Annotated in this window: 32 protein-coding genes; all 32 read right to left on the bottom strand. The window is 39.5% G+C overall.

The genetic code is table 11. From position 1 onward, the window contains the following. Nucleotides 1-170: 170 nt before the first annotated feature. The 32 genes from IGK81_RS00545 to tuf all read right to left on the bottom strand — a co-directional run bounded on the left by IGK81_RS00545 (nt 171) and on the right by tuf (nt 21,749). Nucleotides 171-818: an adenylate kinase gene (locus tag IGK81_RS00545; RefSeq protein ID WP_010720438.1), complete on the bottom strand. Its 648-nt coding sequence runs from the start codon at nt 816-818 to the stop codon at nt 171-173. Nucleotides 819-877: 59 nt separating this feature from the next. Further along, nucleotides 878-2,173 (bottom strand): preprotein translocase subunit SecY, encoded by a 1,296-nt coding sequence (gene secY, locus IGK81_RS00540; protein WP_010720439.1) that lies wholly within the window; start codon nt 2,171-2,173, stop codon nt 878-880. Beyond that, nucleotides 2,173-2,613, bottom strand: a complete 441-nt coding sequence (gene rplO / locus IGK81_RS00535) for a 50S ribosomal protein L15 (protein WP_010720440.1) — start codon at nt 2,611-2,613, stop codon at nt 2,173-2,175. The genes secY and rplO overlap by 1 nt, the downstream gene beginning before the upstream one ends. A gap of 61 nt (nt 2,614-2,674) precedes the next feature. Next, nucleotides 2,675-2,854, bottom strand: coding sequence for a 50S ribosomal protein L30 (gene rpmD, locus IGK81_RS00530; protein ID WP_010720441.1), 180 nt, complete (start codon nt 2,852-2,854; stop codon nt 2,675-2,677). Between the two features lie 14 nt (nt 2,855-2,868). Next, nucleotides 2,869-3,369, bottom strand: coding sequence for a 30S ribosomal protein S5 (rpsE, locus tag IGK81_RS00525; protein WP_002288681.1), 501 nt, complete (start codon nt 3,367-3,369; stop codon nt 2,869-2,871). Between the two features lie 20 nt (nt 3,370-3,389). Continuing rightward, nucleotides 3,390-3,746, bottom strand: a complete 357-nt coding sequence (rplR, locus tag IGK81_RS00520) for a 50S ribosomal protein L18 (protein ID WP_005880747.1) — start codon at nt 3,744-3,746, stop codon at nt 3,390-3,392. 158 nt (nt 3,747-3,904) lie between these two features. Further along, nucleotides 3,905-4,441 (bottom strand): 50S ribosomal protein L6, encoded by a 537-nt coding sequence (gene rplF, locus IGK81_RS00515; RefSeq protein ID WP_010720442.1) that lies wholly within the window; start codon nt 4,439-4,441, stop codon nt 3,905-3,907. Between the two features lie 31 nt (nt 4,442-4,472). Next, on the bottom strand, nt 4,473-4,871 hold the full coding sequence (gene rpsH / locus IGK81_RS00510) for a 30S ribosomal protein S8 (RefSeq protein ID WP_002288675.1): 399 nt from the start codon (nt 4,869-4,871) through the stop codon (nt 4,473-4,475). Between the two features lie 36 nt (nt 4,872-4,907). Next, entirely contained in the window at nt 4,908-5,093 is a 186-nt protein-coding gene (locus IGK81_RS00505) for a type Z 30S ribosomal protein S14 (RefSeq protein ID WP_002356214.1), read from the bottom strand. Between the two features lie 18 nt (nt 5,094-5,111). After that, nucleotides 5,112-5,651 carry a 50S ribosomal protein L5 gene (gene rplE / locus IGK81_RS00500; RefSeq protein WP_002288671.1) on the bottom strand — a complete coding sequence of 180 codons (540 nt, stop codon included), beginning with the start codon at nt 5,649-5,651 and terminating at the stop codon, nt 5,112-5,114. Between the two features lie 25 nt (nt 5,652-5,676). Beyond that, nucleotides 5,677-5,988, bottom strand: a complete 312-nt coding sequence (gene rplX, locus IGK81_RS00495) for a 50S ribosomal protein L24 (protein ID WP_010720443.1) — start codon at nt 5,986-5,988, stop codon at nt 5,677-5,679. 36 nt (nt 5,989-6,024) lie between these two features. Next, a complete protein-coding gene (gene rplN, locus IGK81_RS00490; protein WP_002288669.1) occupies nt 6,025-6,393 on the bottom strand; it encodes a 50S ribosomal protein L14 in 369 nt (122 codons plus the stop codon). Between the two features lie 57 nt (nt 6,394-6,450). Next, nucleotides 6,451-6,717: a 30S ribosomal protein S17 gene (gene rpsQ / locus IGK81_RS00485; protein ID WP_010720444.1), complete on the bottom strand. Its 267-nt coding sequence runs from the start codon at nt 6,715-6,717 to the stop codon at nt 6,451-6,453. A 24-nt stretch (nt 6,718-6,741) separates the two neighbouring features. After that, entirely contained in the window at nt 6,742-6,930 is a 189-nt protein-coding gene (gene rpmC / locus IGK81_RS00480) for a 50S ribosomal protein L29 (protein ID WP_002288664.1), read from the bottom strand. Beyond that, nucleotides 6,920-7,354, bottom strand: coding sequence for a 50S ribosomal protein L16 (rplP, locus tag IGK81_RS00475; protein ID WP_010720445.1), 435 nt, complete (start codon nt 7,352-7,354; stop codon nt 6,920-6,922). Before rplP ends, rpmC begins: the two co-directional genes overlap by 11 nt. Nucleotides 7,355-7,356: 2 nt before the next feature. After that, a complete protein-coding gene (rpsC, locus tag IGK81_RS00470) occupies nt 7,357-8,013 on the bottom strand; it encodes a 30S ribosomal protein S3 (protein ID WP_010720446.1) in 657 nt (218 codons plus the stop codon). A gap of 13 nt (nt 8,014-8,026) precedes the next feature. After that, nucleotides 8,027-8,374: a 50S ribosomal protein L22 gene (gene rplV, locus IGK81_RS00465; protein ID WP_002288657.1), complete on the bottom strand. Its 348-nt coding sequence runs from the start codon at nt 8,372-8,374 to the stop codon at nt 8,027-8,029. A gap of 21 nt (nt 8,375-8,395) precedes the next feature. Further along, nucleotides 8,396-8,674 carry a 30S ribosomal protein S19 gene (rpsS, locus tag IGK81_RS00460; protein WP_010720447.1) on the bottom strand — a complete coding sequence of 93 codons (279 nt, stop codon included), beginning with the start codon at nt 8,672-8,674 and terminating at the stop codon, nt 8,396-8,398. A gap of 42 nt (nt 8,675-8,716) precedes the next feature. Further along, nucleotides 8,717-9,550, bottom strand: coding sequence for a 50S ribosomal protein L2 (rplB, locus tag IGK81_RS00455; protein ID WP_010720448.1), 834 nt, complete (start codon nt 9,548-9,550; stop codon nt 8,717-8,719). A 39-nt stretch (nt 9,551-9,589) separates the two neighbouring features. Next, nucleotides 9,590-9,880, bottom strand: a complete 291-nt coding sequence (rplW, locus tag IGK81_RS00450) for a 50S ribosomal protein L23 (RefSeq protein ID WP_034697734.1) — start codon at nt 9,878-9,880, stop codon at nt 9,590-9,592. Further along, on the bottom strand, nt 9,880-10,503 hold the full coding sequence (gene rplD, locus IGK81_RS00445) for a 50S ribosomal protein L4 (RefSeq protein WP_010720449.1): 624 nt from the start codon (nt 10,501-10,503) through the stop codon (nt 9,880-9,882). The genes rplW and rplD overlap by 1 nt, the downstream gene beginning before the upstream one ends. Before the next feature lie 27 nt (nt 10,504-10,530). Next, nucleotides 10,531-11,160 (bottom strand): 50S ribosomal protein L3, encoded by a 630-nt coding sequence (gene rplC / locus IGK81_RS00440; protein WP_002290445.1) that lies wholly within the window; start codon nt 11,158-11,160, stop codon nt 10,531-10,533. Nucleotides 11,161-11,190: 30 nt separating this feature from the next. Beyond that, on the bottom strand, nt 11,191-11,499 hold the full coding sequence (rpsJ, locus tag IGK81_RS00435) for a 30S ribosomal protein S10 (RefSeq protein ID WP_010720450.1): 309 nt from the start codon (nt 11,497-11,499) through the stop codon (nt 11,191-11,193). A 459-nt stretch (nt 11,500-11,958) separates the two neighbouring features. Further along, the gene (locus tag IGK81_RS00430; RefSeq protein WP_034697718.1) at nt 11,959-12,858 is read right to left on the bottom strand and encodes a ketose-bisphosphate aldolase; all 900 of its coding nucleotides are present in this window, start codon (nt 12,856-12,858) and stop codon (nt 11,959-11,961) included. Nucleotides 12,859-12,876: 18 nt separating this feature from the next. Then, on the bottom strand, nt 12,877-13,728 hold the full coding sequence (locus IGK81_RS00425; RefSeq protein ID WP_010720452.1) for a class II fructose-bisphosphate aldolase: 852 nt from the start codon (nt 13,726-13,728) through the stop codon (nt 12,877-12,879). Between the two features lie 24 nt (nt 13,729-13,752). Further along, nucleotides 13,753-14,835, bottom strand: a complete 1,083-nt coding sequence (locus IGK81_RS00420; RefSeq protein WP_126342725.1) for a PTS fructose transporter subunit IIC — start codon at nt 14,833-14,835, stop codon at nt 13,753-13,755. Nucleotides 14,836-14,850: 15 nt separating this feature from the next. Then, the gene (locus IGK81_RS00415; RefSeq protein WP_010736797.1) at nt 14,851-15,165 is read right to left on the bottom strand and encodes a PTS fructose transporter subunit IIB; all 315 of its coding nucleotides are present in this window, start codon (nt 15,163-15,165) and stop codon (nt 14,851-14,853) included. A 20-nt stretch (nt 15,166-15,185) separates the two neighbouring features. After that, a complete protein-coding gene (locus IGK81_RS00410) occupies nt 15,186-15,674 on the bottom strand; it encodes a PTS sugar transporter subunit IIA (protein WP_034697711.1) in 489 nt (162 codons plus the stop codon). 1 nt (nt 15,675) lies between these two features. Next, on the bottom strand, nt 15,676-17,145 hold the full coding sequence (locus IGK81_RS00405; RefSeq protein WP_438757322.1) for a BglG family transcription antiterminator: 1,470 nt from the start codon (nt 17,143-17,145) through the stop codon (nt 15,676-15,678). A gap of 240 nt (nt 17,146-17,385) precedes the next feature. After that, nucleotides 17,386-19,362 (bottom strand): N-acetylglucosamine-specific PTS transporter subunit IIBC, encoded by a 1,977-nt coding sequence (gene nagE / locus IGK81_RS00400; RefSeq protein ID WP_034697705.1) that lies wholly within the window; start codon nt 19,360-19,362, stop codon nt 17,386-17,388. 9 nt (nt 19,363-19,371) lie between these two features. Then, nucleotides 19,372-20,208 carry a PRD domain-containing protein gene (locus tag IGK81_RS00395; protein ID WP_010736794.1) on the bottom strand — a complete coding sequence of 279 codons (837 nt, stop codon included), beginning with the start codon at nt 20,206-20,208 and terminating at the stop codon, nt 19,372-19,374. Nucleotides 20,209-20,561: 353 nt separating this feature from the next. Beyond that, a complete protein-coding gene (gene tuf / locus IGK81_RS00390) occupies nt 20,562-21,749 on the bottom strand; it encodes an elongation factor Tu (RefSeq protein WP_010720459.1) in 1,188 nt (395 codons plus the stop codon). Nucleotides 21,750-21,903: the final 154 nt, after the last annotated feature.

Below are 21,903 nucleotides of genomic sequence, written 5' to 3'. Positions count from 1 at the left end.
GTTTCGCATTTTCACACGATAAAATGGCGGAAACTGCAGTTCCCACCTCAAAATTCTCAAAATGGATCATCTAGAGGATTTCTCTAGAAGTCGGACTGACATATTCTATCATAATTTATTGAACTTGACAAGAGTAACTGCTTAATGCAAGTCGGCTACGGGCAATCGTGCTATTTTTCAATAATTTTTTGGACATCAGTAAATACAGCATCGATTTCACGATCACCATCGATAGTGTTTAGCAAACCTTGTTCTTTGTAATAGGCCAAGATTGGTTCACTATTTTTGATGTTGATAGCCAGACGATTTTTAACCGTCTCAGGTTTATCATCTTCTCTTTGATAGAATTCATGCCCACCACAACGATCACATGTATCTTCAACTTTTGTAGGGTTAAAAATTTTATGATAAGTTGCTCCACAATTGCTGCAAATGAATCGGCCAGCTAAACGCTCAACCAATACATCTTCACCAACATGGATATCGATGACTGCATCAATTTTTTTGTCTAAGTCTTTTAACATTGCATCTAGCGCTTCTGCTTGCTCAAGTGTACGGGGAAAACCATCTAATAAGAAGCCTTTTTCCGTATCAGGTTCAGCTAAGCGCTCTTTCACGATTCCATTTGTTACTTCATCAGGAACTAATTCACCTTTATCAATATAAGACTTTGCTTCCAAGCCAAGAGCTGTTTCATTTTGCATTGCTGCACGGAACATGTCTCCTGTTGAGATGTGAGGAATATGATAAGCATCAATGATTTTTTCTGCTTGTGTTCCTTTACCTGCGCCTGGTAGCCCCATTAAAATGAGGTTCATTGTTTTCCCTCCTAATAAATGTGAGAACGTGTGTTGAGGAAAAACCTCAACACGCTTTCTTACTCGATAAATCCAACGTACTTACGTTTCAGCATTAAGCCTTCTAACTGTTTCGCAGTTTCTAAAGCTACACCGATGACGATCAGTAAGCTAGTACCACCTAACCCAATGGACTGAGGCAGATTCCAAATCATTTGAGCAATGATCGGTAATAAAGCCACTAAACCAAGGAAAATCGCACCGACTGTACTTAAACGCATCAATAAGCTTGAGACATACTCTTCAGTTCCTTTACCAGGACGTACGCTTGGTATATAGCTTCCTTGTTTTTGTAAGTTTTCCGCTAATTTCTCAGGGTTTACTTGAACAAAAGCATAGAAGAATGTGAATGCGACGATCAAGATCGTATAAATAGTTGCACCAGGTGCAGTATTATAGTTAAAGATCTGCATCATTATTTTATACCAGTTTTCAGCCCCAAATCTTCCACTCAATGCTTGTAAAACCGCATTAGGTGTCGCAATAAACGAACTTGCAAAGATAACCGGGATAACCCCAGCCGCATTGACTTTCAACGGTAGATAACTACTTGTTGGCGCCCCTGCTACACGTTTCGTATATTGAATTGGGATTTTGCGTTCAGCTTGTTGGAAAAATGTAACGCACGTTACGATCAATAAGATTGCAACGATTAAAATAGCAATGAAAATTGCAGATTTCCAGATATCTGATTGATTGATATTTACGAAATAGTCTTCATAAATTTCTTTTACACTTTCAGGAAGTCGAGAAATGATCCCTGCAAAGATGATCATTGATACTCCGTTACCGATTCCTTTTTCTGTGATTTGTTCTCCTAACCAAGTGACAAACATTGTACCCGCAGTCAAAATCAGACCGATAGTAACATAGGTTGAAACGTTAGGGTTATTCACAAAACCTAGTTGAGCATATTGGTTAAATCCAGCAGTGATCCCAACAGATTGGACAAATGCCAATACTAATGTCAGGTATCGAGTTGCTTGATTCAACTTCTTACGACCAACCTCCCCTTGTTTTGACCATTCAACAAAACGTGGCACGATATCCATTTGTAACAATTGGATAACGATCGAAGCTGTAATGTAAGGCGAAACCCCCATTGAGAAGATGGAGAAGTTTTGCATCGCACTACCACTCACCAAGTTCAACATGTTGAAAAAAGGCAAAGAAGAAAGGTTTTGCAATGAACTAGCATTTACTCCGGGCACAGTGATATGAGCACCTAAGCGAAATACAAATAGAACAAAAACAGTAAATAGGATTTTGGATCTAATGTCTTTTACTTTAAAAGCATCTTTTAACAGTTTGAACATTAGATCACCTCAATTGACCCACCAGCAGCAACGATTGCTTCTTCAGCTGCCTTAGAGAATTTTGCGGCTTTCACAGTCAATTTCTTAGTTAACTCACCGTTAGCTAATACTTTGATTCCAGATTTTTCGTTTTTCACGATTCCAGCTTCTACTAAAGCAACTGGAGTTACTTCAGCACCATCTTCAAAACGATTTAGGACATCAAGGTTGATGACTGCATAATCTTTGCGGTTCACGTTTGTGAAACCACGTTTTGGTAAACGACGGAATAATGGAGTTTGACCCCCTTCAAATCCTAGACGTACACCACCGCCTGAACGAGCTTTTTGACCTTTTTGACCACGTCCAGCAGTTTTTCCGTTACCAGAAGAAGTACCACGTCCAACACGGTTACGTACTTGTCGTGAACCTTCTGCAGGTTTTAATTCATGAAGTTTCATAGGTTTGGCACCTCCTTAATATTCTAGTTCATATTTCTTACTATATACTAGGTTTGTTTAATTAGATTTCTTCAACGTCCACCAAGTGAGAAACAGTGTTGATCATGCCTTTGATTGCTTCATTAGCAGGTTTAACCACTGAGCTGTTAATCTTTGTAAGACCTAACGCTTTTACTGTATCACGTTGGTTTTGAGGACGTCCGATAATACTGCGTTTTAAAGTAACTTTTAATTCAGCCATTATTTTTGTCCTCCTTATCCGATTAATTCTTCAACTGATTTGCCGCGAAGTTCTGCAACTTCTTCTGCACGTTTCAATTGTTTCAAACCTTCAACAGTTGCACGAACAACGTTGATTGGTGTATTTGAACCTAAAGATTTAGAAGTGATATCTGCTACCCCTGCTAATTCCAATACGGCACGAACTGGTCCACCAGCAGCAACCCCAGAACCTTCAACAGCAGGTTTCATTAGGATTCTACCACCACTAAAAGCACCGATGACTTCGTGTGGGATTGTTGAACCAACCATAGGTACTTCAACTAAGTTTTTCTTCGCATCTTCAATTGCTTTACGGATTGCTTCAGGTACTTCTTGTGCTTTACCAGTACCAAATCCTACATGTCCGTTTTTGTCACCGACAACAACTAAAGCAGCAAAACGTAGACGACGTCCACCTTTAACAACTTTCGTTACACGGTTAATTGCAACAACGCGGTCTTCTAATTCCAAATGTTTTGGATCGATATAAACCATGAATGGTATTCCTCCTTTTCCTAAAATTCTAGTCCATTTTCGCGAGCAGCTTCAGCTAAAGCTTGCACACGGCCATGGTAAAGGTATCCACCACGGTCAAAGACTACTACTTTAATGCCTTTTTCAGTTGCACGTTCAGCAACTAATTTACCGACAGCTTGTGCTGCTTCTGTTTTTGTTCCACCTGAAATTTCTTTATCCAAGGTAGAGGCACTTGCTAGCGTTACACCCGCTACGTCATCAATAATTTGAGCGTAGATGTTTTTGTTAGAACGAAAAACGTTCAAGCGTGGGCGCTCAGCAGTACCAGAGATATTGTTACGTACACGACGATGTCTTTTCTGACGTGTTTTGTTCTTATCTGGTTTTGTAATCACAATTGTCACCTCTTTAATTTTATTGTACTGCACTTAGGCAGAAACACCAAAGTCTCGAAAAATAGAAGCTGCGGCACAAGTTAAATTTCTTTTGAATGAAGGTAAACTTCTGCAAAATCCTTTTTTCCTGCTGCTGGCTTCTATGCAATTTTTCTAAACTATTTACCAGTTTTACCTTCTTTACGGCGTACATATTCGCCAACATAACGAATACCTTTACCTTTATAAGGTTCTGGAGGACGAGTTCCGCGAATGTTCGCAGCTAATTCGCCAACTTCTTCTTTGTTCGCACCTTTAACAATTACTTGTGTGTTAGCTGGTACTTCAACAGTTACGCCAGCTGGTGGTGTGATTTCTACTGGATGTGAGTAACCTACGTTCAAGACAAGTTTTGATCCTTGTAATTGCGCACGGTACCCAACCCCGATCAATTCTAATGCTTTTTGGAATCCTTCACTAACACCTACAACCATGTTGTTGAAGTTAGCACGAGTTGTTCCATGGATTGTTTTCATTTCTTTACTGTCATTTGGACGAGTGAAAGTCACTTCGTTTCCTTCGATATTCATTTTGATATCAGAAGAGAAAGTACGTGTTAATTCACCTTTAGGTCCTTTAACTGTAATGTTGTTTCCATCTTGAGTAACTGTTACTCCTTCAGGGATCACAACAACTTTATTTCCAATACGGCTCACTTAAAGACACCTCCTTGTAAATTCTAGTTGATTACCATACGTAAGCGATAACTTCGCCGCCGATATTTTTTTCACGAGCTTCTTTATCAGTAACAACACCTTCAGAAGTCGAAATGATTGCGATACCTAAACCGTTCAATACTTTTGGTACTTCGTCAGCTTTGACATAAGCACGCAAACCTGGTTTAGAGATACGTTTTAAGTTAGTGATAACACGTTCGCCGTTTTTACCAAATTTTAGGAAAACACGGATCACGCCTTGTTTGTCATCTTCGATATATTCAACATCACGAACGAAACCTTCACGTTTTAAGATTTCAGCGATGTCACGTTTAATTTTTGATGCAGGAACTTCTAAAGACTCATGTTTAACCATGTTTGCGTTACGGATACGAGTTAGAAAATCTGCAATTGGATCTGTCATGACCATTGATCTTTTACCTCCTTCTTATGCGAATTTACTTTTTTACCAGCTAGCTTTCTTCACGCCGGGAATTTGACCTTTATAGGCAAGTTCGCGGAAGCAAATACGGCAAAGATGGAACTTACGATAAACTGAATGTGGACGTCCGCAACGTTCGCAACGAGTGTAAGCTTGTGTTGAATGTTTTGCAGGGCGTTTGTTTTTAGCAATCATTGATTTTTTAGCCACGTAGTTCGCCTCCTTTAATTATTTTTGGAATGGCATGCCTAATTGTGTCAACAACTCACGAGATTCTTCATCTGAGTTAGCTGTCGTTACAATAACGATGTCCATACCACGTACTTTATCTACTAAATCGTAATCTACTTCTGGGAAGATCAATTGTTCTTTAATACCTAAAGTATAGTTTCCACGACCGTCAAAGGCTTTTTTACTTACACCATGGAAGTCACGTACACGTGGTAGAGAAACTGAAACCAATTTGTCTAGAAATTCGTACATTCTTTCTCCGCGCAAGGTAACTTTTGCCCCAATTGGCATTCCTTCACGTAAACGGAATCCAGCGATTGATTTTTTAGCTTTAGTAATCATTGGTTTTTGTCCAGTGATCAAAGTTAATTCTTCAACTGCTTTATCTAAGTTTTTAGCGTTTGATACCGCATCACCAACACCCATGTTGATGACGATTTTTTCAACTTTAGGTGTTTGCATAACAGAGCTATAGTTAAATTTTTCCATCAATGATGGAGTTACTTCTTTAAGATATTTTTCTTTTAGGCGGTTCATTCAGTAAGCCCCTCCTTCCTTAAACTTATTTATTATCTAAAACTTCACCGGTTTTTTTAGAAACGCGGACTTTTTTGCCATCTACTTCTTTGTAGCCAACTCGGCCAGCTACGCCAGTAGAGTCGATCACCATCACGTTAGAAACATGAATTGGTGCTTCCATCTCAACAATTCCACCTTGAGGAGCAGCTTGAGAAGGTTTTTGGTGTTTTTTAACAACATTCACACCTTCGACAATGACTTTATCTTTTTTCGGAAACGCTGCTAATACAACGCCTTCTTTATTTTTGTCTTTTCCAGTGATAACTTTAACTTTATCGCCTTTTTTAACAAACATAACTGTTTCGCACCTCCTTTGATAAGTGTCTCAAGATTATAAAACTTCTGGTGCTAGTGAAACGATCTTCATGAAGTTGTTTTCACGTAGTTCACGTGCAACCGGCCCAAAGATACGCGTTCCACGAGGGCTTTTATCATCACGAATAATCACTGCAGCATTTTCATCAAATTTAATATATGAACCGTCTGTACGACGAGCTCCTGATTTTGTTCGAACGATAACGGCTTTTACGACGTCACCTTTTTTGACAACCCCACCTGGCGTTGCTTGTTTAACCGTAGCAACGATCACATCACCGATGTTAGCAGTTTTACGACCAGAACCACCAAGGACTTTGATCGTCAAAATTTCACGTGCGCCTGAATTATCAGCGACTTTTAAACGACTTTCTGCTTGGATCACGTTGTGTATCCTCCTTTCAGATTTTGCATTCAATCTATATAGGAAAATCTCGTGTTATTAGATAATAACTGCTTCTTCGACTACTTCCAACAAACGGAAACGTTTTGTAGCTGATAATGGACGAGTTTCCATAATTTTCACGATGTCGCCAACTTTAGCTGTGTTGTTTTCATCATGCACTTTGTATTTCTTAGAATAGTTCATGCGTTTGCCATAGATAGGGTGGTTTTTCTTTGTTTCAACAGAAACTGTAATGGTTTTATCCATTTTGTCAGATACCACGCGACCTTGATAAACTTTGCGTTGATTTCTTTCTTCAGTCATACGCTTAATGGCCTCCTTCCATAATTACTTAGCTTGTTCACGCAATACAGTTTTGATGCGTGCAATCGATTTACGTACTTCTTTAATACGTGCAGTGTTTTCTAATTGACCTGTTGCTAATTGGAATCTAAGATTAAACAATTCTTCTTTTAATTGTTTTTCTTGATCAAGCATTTCGGCAGTGGTTAATTCTCTGATTTCTTTAACCTTCATTCGATTCACCACCCATTTCCTCACGTTTTACGATCTTAGTTTTCATTGGTAATTTGTGAGAAGCTAGACGTAACGCTTCACGAGCCACTTCTTCAGACACGCCTGCAATTTCAAACATGATTTTACCACGTTTTACTGGTGCAACCCATCCTTCAGGTGCCCCTTTACCAGAACCCATACGTACCCCAATTGCTTTGGCAGTATAAGATTTGTGAGGGAAAATTTTAATCCATACTTTCCCACCACGTTTCATGTAACGAGTCATTGCGATACGAGCAGCTTCGATTTGGCGGTTAGTGATCCAATGTGAATCAACAGCTTGCAAACCGTATTCACCGAATGCTACTTCTTTACCACCTTTGGCTTCCCCGCGCATTTTTCCGCGGAATTCACGACGGTGTTTTACACGTTTAGGTACTAACATGATTATTTCCCTCCTTTCTCAGTGTTTTTTTTAGTTGGAAGAATTTCTCCACGATAGATCCACACTTTAACTCCTAGTTTTCCGTATGTTGTATCTGCTTCTTCCCATGCGTAATCAATATCCGCACGTAATGTGTGAAGAGGAACAGTTCCTTCTGAGTATCCTTCTGAACGAGCGATGTCCGCACCGTTTAGACGTCCAGATACTTGAGTTTTGATCCCTTTAGCGCCAGCACGCATTGAACGTTGGATGGCTTGTTTTTGAGCGCGACGGAAAGCAACACGATTTTCTAATTGACGTGCGATTCCTTCACCTACTAATTTTGCATCTAGATCTGGTTTTTTGATTTCCACGATGTTGATATGGATTCTTTTACCAGTTAATTTATTTAATTCTTTTCTTAGGTTTTCGACTTCAGATCCGCCTTTACCAATAACCATACCTGGTTTTGCTGTGTGAATTGAAATGTTAACACGGCCTGTAGCACGTTCGATTTCAATTGTTGATACAGCAGCATCAGCAAGTTTAGTTGAAATAAATTTACGGATTCTTAAATCTTCGTGTAAGAACTCTGCATACTCTTTTTCAGCATACCATTTAGCATCCCAGTCGCGGATGATGCCTACACGCATTCCAATTGGATGTACTTTTTGACCCACTGATTATCCCTCCTTATTTTTCTGATACGACTACCGTGATATGACTTGTACGTTTGTTGATTGGAGAAGCTGATCCTTTTGCACGTGGACGGAAACGTTTCATTGTTGGTCCTTCGTTAACAAATGCTTCAGATACTACCAAGTTTTCAACATCTAAGTCAAAATTGTTTTCTGCATTCGCAACTGCTGACATCAATACTTTTTCAATGATTCCAGCAGATTTGTTTGGTGTGAATTTCAAGATTGAAATTGCATCCGCAACACTTTTACCTCTGATAAGGTCAATTACTAAACGGGCTTTTCGAGGTGAAGTGCGAACTGTTTTTGCAGTTGCTTTAGCTGATGTGATTTGTTCTGCCATTTGGTTTTATCCTCCCCTCAATTAGCGTTTCGTTTTCTTATCGTCTGCAGCATGGCCACGATAAGTTCTTGTTGGTGCGAATTCACCTAGTTTGTGTCCTACCATATCTTCTTGGATGTAAACTGGTACGTGTTTACGTCCATCGTATACTGCGATGGTATATCCAACAAAACTTGGGAAAATGGTCGAACGACGAGACCAAGTTTTGATAACTTTTTTCTTTTCAACCCCTGCTTGAGCTTCAACTTTGTTCATTAAATGCTCATCAACGAAAGGTCCTTTCTTTAAACTACGACCCATGGTGAACCTCCTCTCAAAATGTGCGACACATGGTCAAAGAAATTATTTATTTTTACGACGACGAACAATAAGTTTGTCTGATTTAGCTTTTTTATCACGAGTTTTGTAACCAAGTGCTGGTTGTCCCCAAGGAGAAACTGGTGCTTTACGTCCGATAGGAGCTTTACCTTCACCACCACCGTGTGGGTGATCGTTAGGGTTCATTACGCTACCACGTACAGTTGGGCGTTTACGCATCCAACGAGAGCGTCCAGCTTTACCGATGTTGATCAATTCGTGTTGTTCGTTACCTACTGAACCGATTGTTGCACGGCAAGCAGCTAAGATCATACGAACTTCACCAGAGTTTAAGCGGATCAATACGTATTTGCCTTCTTTACCAAGTACTTGAGCACTTGTACCAGCAGAACGGATTAATTGTCCACCTTTACCAGGTTTCATTTCAATATTGTGGATAACAGTACCAACTGGAATGTTTTCTAAAGGAAGAGCATTTCCGACTTTGATATCTGCATCTGGACCTGAAACAAGTTTCATTCCAACTTGTAGTCCTTTTGGTGCTAAGATGTAAGCTTTCACTCCATCTTCATAGTGTACTAACGCGATGTTAGCTGAACGGTTTGGATCGTATTCGATCGTTTGAACAGTTGCAACAACGTTATCTTTGTTACGTTTGAAGTCGATCACGCGATATTGGCGTTTGTGTCCGCCGCCTTGGTGACGTACAGTGATGCGGCCGTTATTGTTACGTCCAGCATGGTTTTTCAATGGTTGTAACAATGATTTTTCAGGTGTTGATGTTGTGATTTCAGCAAAATCAGAACCTGTCATGTTACGACGACCATTTGAGGTAGGTTTGTACTTTTTAATCGCCACGTTTTTCCCTCCTAATTTAATGAGTTATCTAGTAAGTGCTTATTCAGCAGCTTCGAATAATTGGATTTCTTTTGAATCTTCAGTCAATGTAACGATCGCTTTGCGACGTTTTTTTGTATATCCTGCATATTTGCCCATACGTTTGAATTTCGCACGTACGTTCACGATGTTCACGTTTTTAACTTTTACGTCAAAAGCAGCTTCAACCGCTTGTTTTACTAAAGTTTTGTTTGCACGAGTGTCCACTTCAAAAGTATATTTCTTGTCATCCATGGCAAGCATTGTTTTTTCAGTGATCACTGGGCGTTTGATTACGTCTAGTAAGTTCATTATGCAAGCACCTCCTCAATTTGAGTAAGAGCAGTTTGTGTTGCTAACACTTTTGTATTTGAAACAACATCTAGAACACTTACGTTATCAGAAGTTACTACAGTTACGTTTGGTAAGTTACGTGCTGATAAAGCAGCAAAGTCGTTACCATTCTCTAGAACAACCAATACTTTAGAGTCAATAGATAAGTTAGCAAGAACTTGTTTAAATTCTTTTGTTTTTGGTGCATCGAAGCTTAATCCTTCAATTGCTACCAAGTTGTTTTCAGCAACTTTTTCTGACAATACAGATTTCATTGCTAAACGACGAACTTTTTTAGGAAGTTTGTAGCTGTAAGAACGTGGTGTTGGTCCAAAGACTACGCCACCTCCACGCCATTGTGGTGAGCGGATTGATCCTTGACGAGCACGACCAGTTCCTTTTTGACGCCATGGTTTACGTCCACCGCCTCGAACAGCACTACGGTTTTTAACCGCATGTGTTCCTTGTCTTAATGACGCACGTTGCATAACGATTGCATCGTAAACAACACTTTCATTTGGTTCAATTCCGAAGATTTCTTCGTTAAGTGTGATTTCACCGTTTTGGCTTCCATCTTGTTTGAATAATGCTACATTCGGCATTCCTTAGTTCCTCCTTTCTTCCTACTATTATTTAGCTTTCACAGCTGATTTGATAGTGATTAATGATTTTTTAGCTCCAGGAACATTTCCTTTAATTAAGATAACGTTTCTTTCTGCATCAACGCGAACAACTTCCAAGTTTTGGATTGTTACGCGGTTGCCACCCATACGGCCAGCAAGACGTTTGTTTTTGAATACACGGTTAGGTGCAACTGGACCCATTGACCCAGGACGACGATGGTAGCGAGAACCGTGAGCCATTGGTCCGCGGCTTTGGCCGTGACGTTTGATAACCCCTTGGAATCCTTTACCTTTCGTAGTACCTGTTACATCAATAATGTCTCCTGCTTGGAAAACATCTACTGTAATTTCTTTTCCTACTTCATATTCTCCTAGCTCAACATTTTTGAATTCACGAATGAAGCGCTTAGGAGCCGTGTTTGCTTTTGCAACATGACCTTTCGCAGGTTTGTTTGATAAAACTTCACGCATATCTTGGTAACCAACTTGAATAGCTTCGTAGCCATCAGTTTCCATTGTTTTCACTTGTAGCACTACGTTTGGAGTAGCTTCTACAACAGTTACTGGAATTAATTCGCCAGATTCAGTGAAGATTTGTGTCATTCCCACTTTTTTCCCTAAGATTCCTTTGGTCATGAGTACACCTCCATTAATTTTATTTTAATATTATAGTTTGATTTCGATGTTAACACCAGATGGTAAGTCTAGCTTCATCAAAGCATCAACAGTTTTTGGTGTTGGGTTCACAATGTCGATAAGACGTTTGTGTGTACGCATTTCGAATTGTTCGCGTGAATCTTTGTATTTGTGAGTCGCACGAATAACTGTGTAAAGACTGCGTTCAGTTGGTAATGGAATTGGACCAGACACGCTAGCTCCAGTTCTTTTTGCAGTTTCCACGATTTTATCCGCCGCTTGATCTAAAATACGGTGTTCATACGCTTTTAAACGGATACGAATTTTTTGTTTTGCCATCTTGTTCCCTCCTTCGCCTATTTTGAAAAGTAGACATAGCTCCACGAAAATTTCCGTCACGCTCGTTCGTGGCAAAGCGTCCGGGCGTGTCGCAACCTCTCGTTTCTTAGCCGACGAAATCCTATAGATCACGTCTGTGACATTTACGTTTAGGTAAACGCACCTTTGTAATTATAATATATATAAATCCACAAAGCAAGGCTTTTTTCCTGTAAAAAACAATTTGTTTTCATAAGTTTTCATTTAGATAACTTTAGATGCCTCTTATCCTTAAATGTCACATTTTATTTCTACTAAACTTCCTTCCTATAGTAGTTCGCCTATCTTCAGTTATTCAAAAAAACCGCAGAACCCCCAATCATGTTGGTTTCTACGGTTTTTTATTCTATTAACTATCGGAAGTGATAGACGATCTAAGCCATACACTTTTCTTGAAAAACAAAGTTTGGATTATTTTTTTTAGTTCTGTTCTTGTCGCCAAGGTTGAATATTCGCTTGACGATAGACTTTTGCTTGGTTGATTGAATGGAAGAGTTCCATCTTTTGCTTCACCACTTCTTTTGCTGCTGCGATACATTCAGGATAAATGGCATTTGGATCCCATAGCTCTGTTGTAGCTAAGATCTCACGACACTTTTTATAAAAAGCATATTTATAGTCGGATGAAATATTGACTTTCTGAATACCGATTTGCACTGCTTTTGCAATTTCTTCGTCTGGGTTAGCAGATCCTCCATGTAAAACTAGCGGAATGGTTACTTTTTCTTTAATACTTGTTAAAACATCCATTTTCAATGCTGGCTTGACATCTTTTGGATAGATACCATGAGCGGTTCCGATTGCCACCGCTAACGAATCGATTCCTGTACGTTCCACAAATTCCTGTGCATCTTCCGGCTTCGTATAAATGACTTCCGATACACCGCCTTCTACTGAAGTACCCGTGTTACCAATCGTTCCTAGTTCGCCTTCAACTGAGACCCCGATCTTATGGCAAACATCTACCACTTCTTTTGTTAGTGCAATATTTTCTTCAAATGGCAACAAGGAGCCGTCGATCATAACTGAACTAAACCCACAATGAATCCCTCGCATGATACTTGCTAAGCTATCGCCATGATCCATATGGATAACGAAAGGCACAGCGCTGTTTTTCGCTCGGCTTACTGCATATTGGAAAAACTCATCTTTGGTAAAGTCTAATTCTGTCGGATGGACTGCAATGATTGCGGGTGCATCATTTTCTTCTGCCGCCTCAATGACTACTCGTAAAAAGTTGCTGTCAGCAACGTTAAACGCCCCTACTGCAAAATGATTTTCCTTGGCAATTTCTAACATTTGATTCATATTGATTAACATCGTCTATTTTCTCCATTTCTATGATTTATTGGTTGAACCTGATAGTTGAATGTATTGCTGAACTAACTCTTTTCCTGCTATGACTGTTTGTTGGATGAGAGTGGGGTATTCGATCGTTGGCTCCTGTTGTAGAAGCTGTTGGCATCTTTGTTGTTGCGCCTTCATAAAATCAGAACCAACATTAATCTTATTGATTCCTAACTCAATGGATTGGCGAATGTTGTCTTTTCCCGCTCCTGACCCCCCATGTAAAACTAACGGAAGTTGAGTCTTCTCTTTTATTTCTTGGACAATATCGAAACGAAAACGTGGTTTGTACCCTTTAGGATAATCTCCGTGACTGGAGCCATAGGAAATCGCTAAGCAGTCCACACCCGTTTCATTGATCAATCGGATTGCTTCTGCTGGGTCCGTACACATGGCATCATCTGTAAAATGGTCGCCTGTGACTGCCCCCATATTTCCTACTTCTGCTTCTACGCTCGCATCATACGTTTGGGCAAATTGAACCATCGCTCTCGTTATTTCGATATTCTGATCCAAGGGATACATCGAAGCATCCATCATGACGCTGGAAAATCCTTCTTGTAAGCACTGTTTGACAAATGCGATGTCTTGACCATGATCTAGATTAATCGCTACTTCGACTTTGGCATCCTGTGCCATACGGATGATGGGCTTCGTTAAATAATGATAATTGATGTGTTGCTTTAAGTGATCTTGCAATAAATCTATGATGATCGGCGCATGTAATTCCTCAGCAGCTTGGATCGTTGCTTTTGCTGTTTCTAGATTAAAACAATTGATCGCCATGACAGCATAGTTTTCTTGATTTGCTTTTTTGAGCATCTCTTTCATTGACACATACATATCAAATCCTTCTCCCTACAGTTTTTAAGATAATTTAATAGAAGAAAAATCTACTTCTTCCTCTTCTTCCTCTACGACAGGGTGTTCAGCTGGCGCCTTTTTCAAAACAAACAATAGAATGCCGGTAACTGCAGAACCAATCAATAAGGCAAAGGTAAACTTCAACGGATCCGTCATTGCTGGGATAATAAAGACCCCACCAGAAGGAACTGGTGACCCAATTCCCCACGACATACTCAAACCTCCGCCAATCGCTGCACCAGCTGTACACGAAATGATCACACGAAGCGGATCAACTGCCGCTAAGGGGATAACGCCTTCCGTAATCATGCAAAGTCCCATCGGAAAAGCAATCTTAATGTTGTTTTCTTCTTCTTTTGAATATTTTGTTTGCCGAAATAACTTAGATAAAACCCATGAAATGGTGACACCGAAAGGCGGAACCATTGACGCTAACACTTTCACAGCTTCTGGTTCTTGCACACCTTCCAAAAGCATCCCATCAGCAAACAATGAGGCTACCTTATTGACTGGTCCACCAAAATCAAAGGCAGCCATTCCACCGACAATTGACCCAAAGAGGAATTTCCCAGAACCTTGTAGTCCTTGTAAAAAATCGGTCATCGCTTCTGTTGCCCAAACAATCGGTACACCTACCACGAAAAACATCAATAAACCGATACTAAGGGTCGCTAACAGTGGGATGATCATCATCGGCATCAATCCTTGTGCCCACTTAGGAACTTTGAGATATTTCACCAATAATAGGACAAAGAACCCCACCAAGTAACCGCCTAACATACCACCTAAAAAACCTGCGCCAATGGCATTGGCAATTAACCCCATAAACAAACCTGGACCAATCCCTGGGCGATCGGCAATGGAATAGGCAATCGCTGCAGAAATCACTGGAGCCAATAATCCCATGCCCAAAACCCCTAGAGAAACTAAGGCATCGGGTACAGAATAAGACGTTTGATAATCATTGATGACTTGCCCACCTGTTAAATTCCCAATAGCGATCAAGAGTCCAGCGGTCACAACAACTGGTAACATGTATGAAATAGCTGTCAGTGCATGCTTTTTTAATTGTAGTTGACGAAGCATCCAATTCCTCTCCTTTTATGTTTTACTGAGTTCTTCTTCAATTTTAGTAATCAACCCTTTCGGTGCTTTAATGACCATGTTCGTAGGAATCTCAATCACTTTTTTTCCTTCGAACCGCTCCTTGCCACCAATTTTGATATCTGCTGCTATAATGACGACATCTGCCTGCTTGATCTCCTCCTTCGATAACTCGTCTTCTGTACCAATTGTTCCTTGTGTTTCGATGTGCACTTCATGTCCTAATGCTTTTGCTGCTTTTTCTAATTTTTGTTTGGCAATATACGTATGTGCAATTCCTGAAGTACAGGCTGCTACTCCGACGATCTTCATTTTTCCTTCCTCCTTTTCTTTTAGACAGTTGGTTCTTTTGATAATAGTTCCATTAATTCTGCTTTACTAGTTGCCTGATTCATTTTTTCGATAATGGTATCTTCTGCTAATAACATTGCTACTTTTTGTAACAATTTGATATGAACGGTATTGGCATCTGTATCTTTTACTGCAAATAAGATAATGACCTTTACAGGCTGCTCATCTAATGATTCCCAAGGGATCGGGGTCTCGACTTTACCCACAACCAAAGAAGTCTGAATGACACTCGCCGATTTTCCGTGGGGAATCGCCACTCCGTTTCCAATCCCTGTGATTCCTTCTTTCTCCCGTTGAAAGACATCTGATGAAAAATCATCAACATCTTTGATAATGCCGTTTTCTTTTAGTAATTCACTTAATTCGAGAATCGCTTCTTTTTTTGTTTTCGCTTTCATTTCTAAGCGTATCAGTTTTTCTGTAATCACATTTGCGATACTAAATTCTGACATTACCTGTTTTGTAACCATTTCACATCTCTCCTAACATTTGCTTCACACGTTTTTCGTCTTGCTTGGTAAATACTGAGTTTACTAATATCGTGGGAATCTTCGGTGGCTCATTCAAACAAACCGTTGTTAAAATCAAATCGATCTTACTAAATTCCGCTTGGTTTTTCTGGTACTGCCGAGAAGATAAAACAGCGATAATCTCTAATTCAGGAAAGGCTTTTTTTACTTTGACTTTCAATAGTTCTGAAGTTCCAACACCACTACTACACATGATCAATACACGTTTTTTTATTGGGGCTAACTCTTTGTATCTCACAAAGTATAATGTTAAAAATCCAATTTCATCTTTGGATATATGGTTTGTATGAAATTTTTTTTGGACCATTTTACTGACAAATTCTACTAATTGAAACGTTTCCTGGTACTCTAATTCAATGTCTTGCAATAAATCATTTTTGATTGTGATCTCATGTTTTAATCGATACAATAGCGGCTGAATGTGACTATACAAATCATGTCGGTTTCGTTCTTGATCAATCGCCACTCCCATGAGCCGGCTCATCGTAGCAGAAAAAAAACGGGTGATTTCTTCAGCTTCATTTGAGATATTTTGATGTTTAATCGAACCATTTTCGATCCTGGAGGAAATCAAGTATTGAAAAAGATAAAAAGTTTCACTTTCAGGGAGAGTCGTATTTAAATATTGACCTAATTTGAGCATGACTTGCTTTGATAGTTGGTACAGTTCCTGGTTATAATGGATCAGCGCCTGATCTTCTTCATCTAAATCCCACGTATCTTCTTCTAAATACACGACCCCTTCACGAAAGCGTTTGACTAAGATATAAATATGAGAAAAAATATTCATTGCATGTGGATAGGCAATTCGGCTGACTAGTTTTTGTTCGATAAACTCAACGATCGAAGTAATAAAATTGATATCAAATGAGCTGATCATTGGGTGACTAGGAACCACTTTTTTATCTTCCAATAAATGGATACTTAATAGCATATTCACTACTTTACGAATATGTTTTTCTGTTCCTTCGATACCAATTCGGGTACCTTGTCGTTTAAGTTGGAGGTGGTTTTTCATTAAAAATAAACTGATCTTAGCCAAATCATTACTAATTACCGGATCACTGACATAATACGGATGGAACAATTCATTGATTAATAACTTCTTGGGTGCCTTAAACAACAAATTAAGCAAAATCGCATTTCTTCTTTCCAAAGGTCCTTGACTCGTTCGACTTTCATTATGCGTTGCACTCACATTTAAATATTTATCGTAGTCTAACCGAAATCCTTTGCCTGCCTCTGCCAAAATGATTTCCCCGGTTTCAGACACATCATTTATCTTTTTAATCGTACGGTAGACCGTTTTCGTAGAAACATGGGCAAATTCAGCTAACTCCTGAGCTGTAAGGGATAAGCCATGTTTAACAAAGTATTCGACCATTTCTTTCTCTCTTTTGCTTAGCTGCATTTGTTCAACCTCCTTGTTTATACTATAACGGAATTTTCTGACAACTCATTTTTTGTTCTGTCCATTACTCTGGACATTTTTAAAAGCGTTTACAAAAAGTAGCAAAAAAGACAAAAAACACCGAAGCAGGCAAAAACCTGTCTTCGGTGTTTTACATGAGACATCAGAGTACATAAAAGTGATAAATAGACGAAACGATGAAAATAAGTGACTATTGATTGGTGTCAGTAGTTTTCTTCCTTAATTACTCTTAACATGACCAATCACAGCATTTGCTTTAACTACCCCACTAGCATCCATCGTTAGCTTCGCCACTTTTTCACCATTGGTAAAAGCAACGATCAGATCTGATTGTTTGTTTGCCGATTGTAGTGCCACCAAGTCCATGGTTGCAATTAATTGACCACGTGCAACTTTTTGTCCCTCTTCAACGTATATCGTAAAAGGCGCTCCTTTTAAGTTCACGGTATCGATCCCCATATGCAAGAGAACTTCAATTCCTGATTCCGTTTTGATACCAACTGCATGTTTCGTTGGAAAAATATTGATAATCGTACCAGCGATTGGAGCAAACACTTCGCCATTCGTTGGTAGAACCGCAAACCCGTCTCCCATCATTTTTTGTGAAAAGACATCATCTGCCACTTCTGTGATTGGCATTAGCTTCCCATTTGCTACCGCAAAAATATCTTGGTTTTGTGGATCAACGACTGTTTTGGTTGTCACAGTAGGCGTGGACTGAACAGTTCCTTTGCCACTACTTCCATGAATTTTTTTCATTTCATCTGCAACAAATTGGACTTCCGTTCCAACGATCACTTGAATATTTTTAGCATCAATTACTTTCAGACCTGGAACGCCAGTCGCTTTGATTTTCCCTTGATCAACTTTTGCCGTATCTTTTACATACAAGCGTAAACGTGTCGTGCAATTGTCAATGGAAACAACGTTCGCTGCACCACCTAATGCTAGATAAAGTTGATTAGCTAGCGTGGCAAATCGATTGTCACCAGTTGGCACTGTTCCTACTTCCCCATTTTCTGCAACTCCAGTATCTTCTTCACGCCCCGGCGTCATCAAATTGAATTTTTTGATGACAAATAAAAATGTAAAGTAATAAATCACACCCATCGCCAAGCCTAATACCAATAGCATTAATGGTTGATTGGCAATAGGTACACGTAAGCTTAAGAAGAAATCAATAAAGCCGGCGCTGAAATTAAAGCCCGCTGTCCAATGGAAGGTTGCTGCGATAAACATCGAAATCCCTGTTAAAGCAGCATGAACGACATACAATGGCCAAGCGACAAACATAAATGAAAATTCTAACGGTTCAGTCACTCCTGTAAAGAAAGAAGCGAAAGCGGCAGCTAACATCAAAGATGCAGTCACTTTTTTCTTTTCTGGTCGCGCACATTGATAGATAGCAAGTGCACCAGCAGGTAACCCAAACATCATGACCGGGAAGAATCCAGCTTGGTACATACCGGTGACTCCTTTTACCCCTTCACTTGCCCAGAATTTACCGATATCATCAATTCCAGCTAAATTGAACCAAAAAACATTGTTCAGTGCATGGTGTAAACCAGTTGGAATCAGCAAACGGTTGAAGAAGCCATATAGACCAGCACCTAACGCGCCCATTCCAGAGATCAATTCACCGAAACTAACCAATGTATCATAAACTGGTGGCCAAACAAAAATCAATAAAGCAGAAATAATTGCCATTAAACCAGCTGTTACGATCGGTACTGCTCGTTTTCCACTAAAGAAAGACAACGCCATTGGCAATTTAACTCCGCTGAAGCGATTATACATCGCACCAGCGACTAAGCCTGCCAAAATTCCAATAAATACATTTTTATTATTGATTGCATCAAAAGCGATATTCACTTTTTCAACATCCACTTTAGTAAACAATGCGACAGAAGCACTATTGACTAATGTGACTGGTGCTAAAAAGGCGATCAATCCTGCCAATGCTGATGAACCATCTTTGTCTTTAGACATCCCCAATGCTAACCCAACAGCAAAAATGATTCCTAAATTATCTAAGACTGTTCCTCCAGCTTTGATCATAAAAGCGGCAAAAATGTTATTGCCACCCCAACCAGTCGGATCGATCCAATAACCAATCCCCATGAATAAAGCAGCTACTGGTAGGGTTGCTACTGGTAACATCAAGGAACGTCCCATTCGTTGTAAGTATGTTTTCATTTTGTTCTCCTATTCTGTTGTCCCTCGCAAGCGTTCGATATGAATAACTAAATAACCAAGTTCTTCGCTTGTAATAGACATTTGATATTGTTTAGTTAAAAGTACTCGAATTTTTTTTGCGACTGCATAACTTCCTGAATATTTTCGTTTGACTATCTCAATAATCTCCTCGTCTAAGACCGCATACTGCTGATTGTGATACCGTTGGATCAACAACCGAAGATGGTTTGCTAAACGAGAATAATTCAGTGCCATTTGTTCGGAATGGATATCGATCCTCAGCTCTTTTTCAATCAACTGGATAATTTCCGACACGATCGTGACTTCGCGAATGCTACGATGATTACTAGTTTGTCCGCTATGACCACTATGGATATGTATCGCTATATAACCCGCTTCATCATATGTATAAGGAATAGCTAAAGTGTGATTCAAATAATCAACTGCCCATTGCGCAATACTAAATTCTTCGTGGTACAGCGCCTCGATTTCTCGCAGTAATTTATTTCGAATAACAATTCCATTACGAATATTTTCAGCAGCAAAAGCAATATGATCCGTTAACGCGATCAACACATGCTCGTTCAGCTTTTTCATTAAAACTGTTTCTGCATGATCAATGATGTGTTCAGCGGCAAAAAGAAACTTTTCGTCAATTTGATTCAGCAAACTTTGTAGTTTCATTTGACTTTCTGGCTCCATCACAAACATCCGCTCAATTTCTCGATGAAAAATCAAGTCATTGCGCTTTTTATCGAATCCAACACCTTTACCAATTGCGACCTTTTCTTGTCCATCGTCATCGACTAAGACCGCATTTTGATTAAAAATCTTTTTGATTTTCATAATAATAACCCTTTTTCTGCAGAATTAAAGTTACTTCATGGACCAATCATCCTTTATCAATCTTAAGCTTGACAACAAAAAAAGCATAGAAAAATTCCACCAAAGTCTCCTTATCGACGGAATCTTCCCATGCCTAGTATGATCTAGTCACATGAAAAATAAATATGTTAACGCTTTAATTTTATCGAGGGAACGTTTTTTTGTCAACATCTTTTTTTCCTTTTGTCAAACAAAATGCTTTCATTTACTCAATAAAGTTTAAAATAAGCCATAAAAAAAGCCATGATGTCTAATGACACCATGACTTTTTATTGTCCGAATACAATGTTGCTTACAATTCAGTTGATCAAAGATTAAGCTTTGATTTCAGTAACGACACCGGCACCAACTGTACGTCCGCCTTCACGGATTGAGAATTTAGTACCGTTTTCGATAGCGATTGGGTGGATTAATTCAACTTCCATTGTTACGTTGTCGCCAGGCATAACCATTTCAGTTCCTTCTGGTAATTCAACAACACCTGTTACGTCAGTTGTACGGAAGTAGAATTGTGGACGGTAGTTAGTGAAGAATGGAGTATGACGTCCACCTTCTTCTTTTGTCAACACGTATACTTCTGCAGAGAATTTTGTATGAGGTGTGATTGTACCTGGTTTAGCTAAAACTTGTCCACGTTGGATGTCTTCACGTGCAACACCACGTAGTAAAGCACCAATGTTGTCTCCAGCTTCAGCGTAGTCTAATAATTTACGGAACATTTCAACACCAGTAACTGTTGTTTGAGCTGTTTCTTCTGCGATACCAACGATATCTACAACGTCACCAACGCGAACTTGTCCACGTTCAACACGACCTGTAGCAACAGTACCACGACCAGTGATTGAGAATACGTCTTCGACTGGCATCATGAATGGTTTGTCGTTGTCACGTTCTGGAGTTGGGATATATTCGTCAACTGCAGCCATCAATTCAAGGATTTTTTCTTCGTATGAAGCGTCGCCTTCTAAAGCTTTCAAAGCTGAACCAGCAACTACAGGAACATCGTCACCAGGGAATTCGTATTCTGTTAATAAGTCACGAACTTCCATTTCAACTAATTCTAGTAATTCTTCGTCGTCAACCATATCTACTTTGTTCAAGAATACAACGATGTATGGAACACCAACTTGACGAGATAATAGGATATGTTCACGAGTTTGAGGCATAGGACCATCAGCAGCAGATACTACTAAGATAGCTCCGTCCATTTGAGCAGCACCAGTGATCATGTTTTTAACGTAGTCCGCGTGTCCTGGGCAGTCAACGTGAGCGTAGTGACGAGTGTCAGTTTCGTACTCAACGTGAGCTGTTGAAATTGTGATTCCGCGTTCGCGTTCTTCTGGAGCACCATCGATTTGATCGTAAGCCATAGCTTGGCCGCCGTTTTTCTTAGATAGTACAGTTGTGATTGCTGCTGTTAAAGTTGTTTTACCGTGGTCAACGTGTCCGATTGTACCAATGTTAACGTGTGGTTTAGAACGGTCAAATTTTTCTTTTGCCATTTTAAAATGTCCTCCTAAAAATACAATATATTTTTTATTTGTCTGATAGGTATGTGATAAACCAAAAGTCTATCACATGCCCATATCATCGATAATTATTTTACACGAAACTATATTAAAAATACAGTCTCTTTAGATAATCTGTCAAACAGAC

It is taken from the genome of Enterococcus sp. DIV0703 (assembly GCF_051711065.1).
GTDB classification, from domain to species: Bacteria; Bacillota; Bacilli; order Lactobacillales; family Enterococcaceae; genus Enterococcus_B; species Enterococcus_B hirae.
Note: the sequence above shows the minus strand (reverse complement) of the source record. Positions and strands in the feature narration are given on the sequence as shown.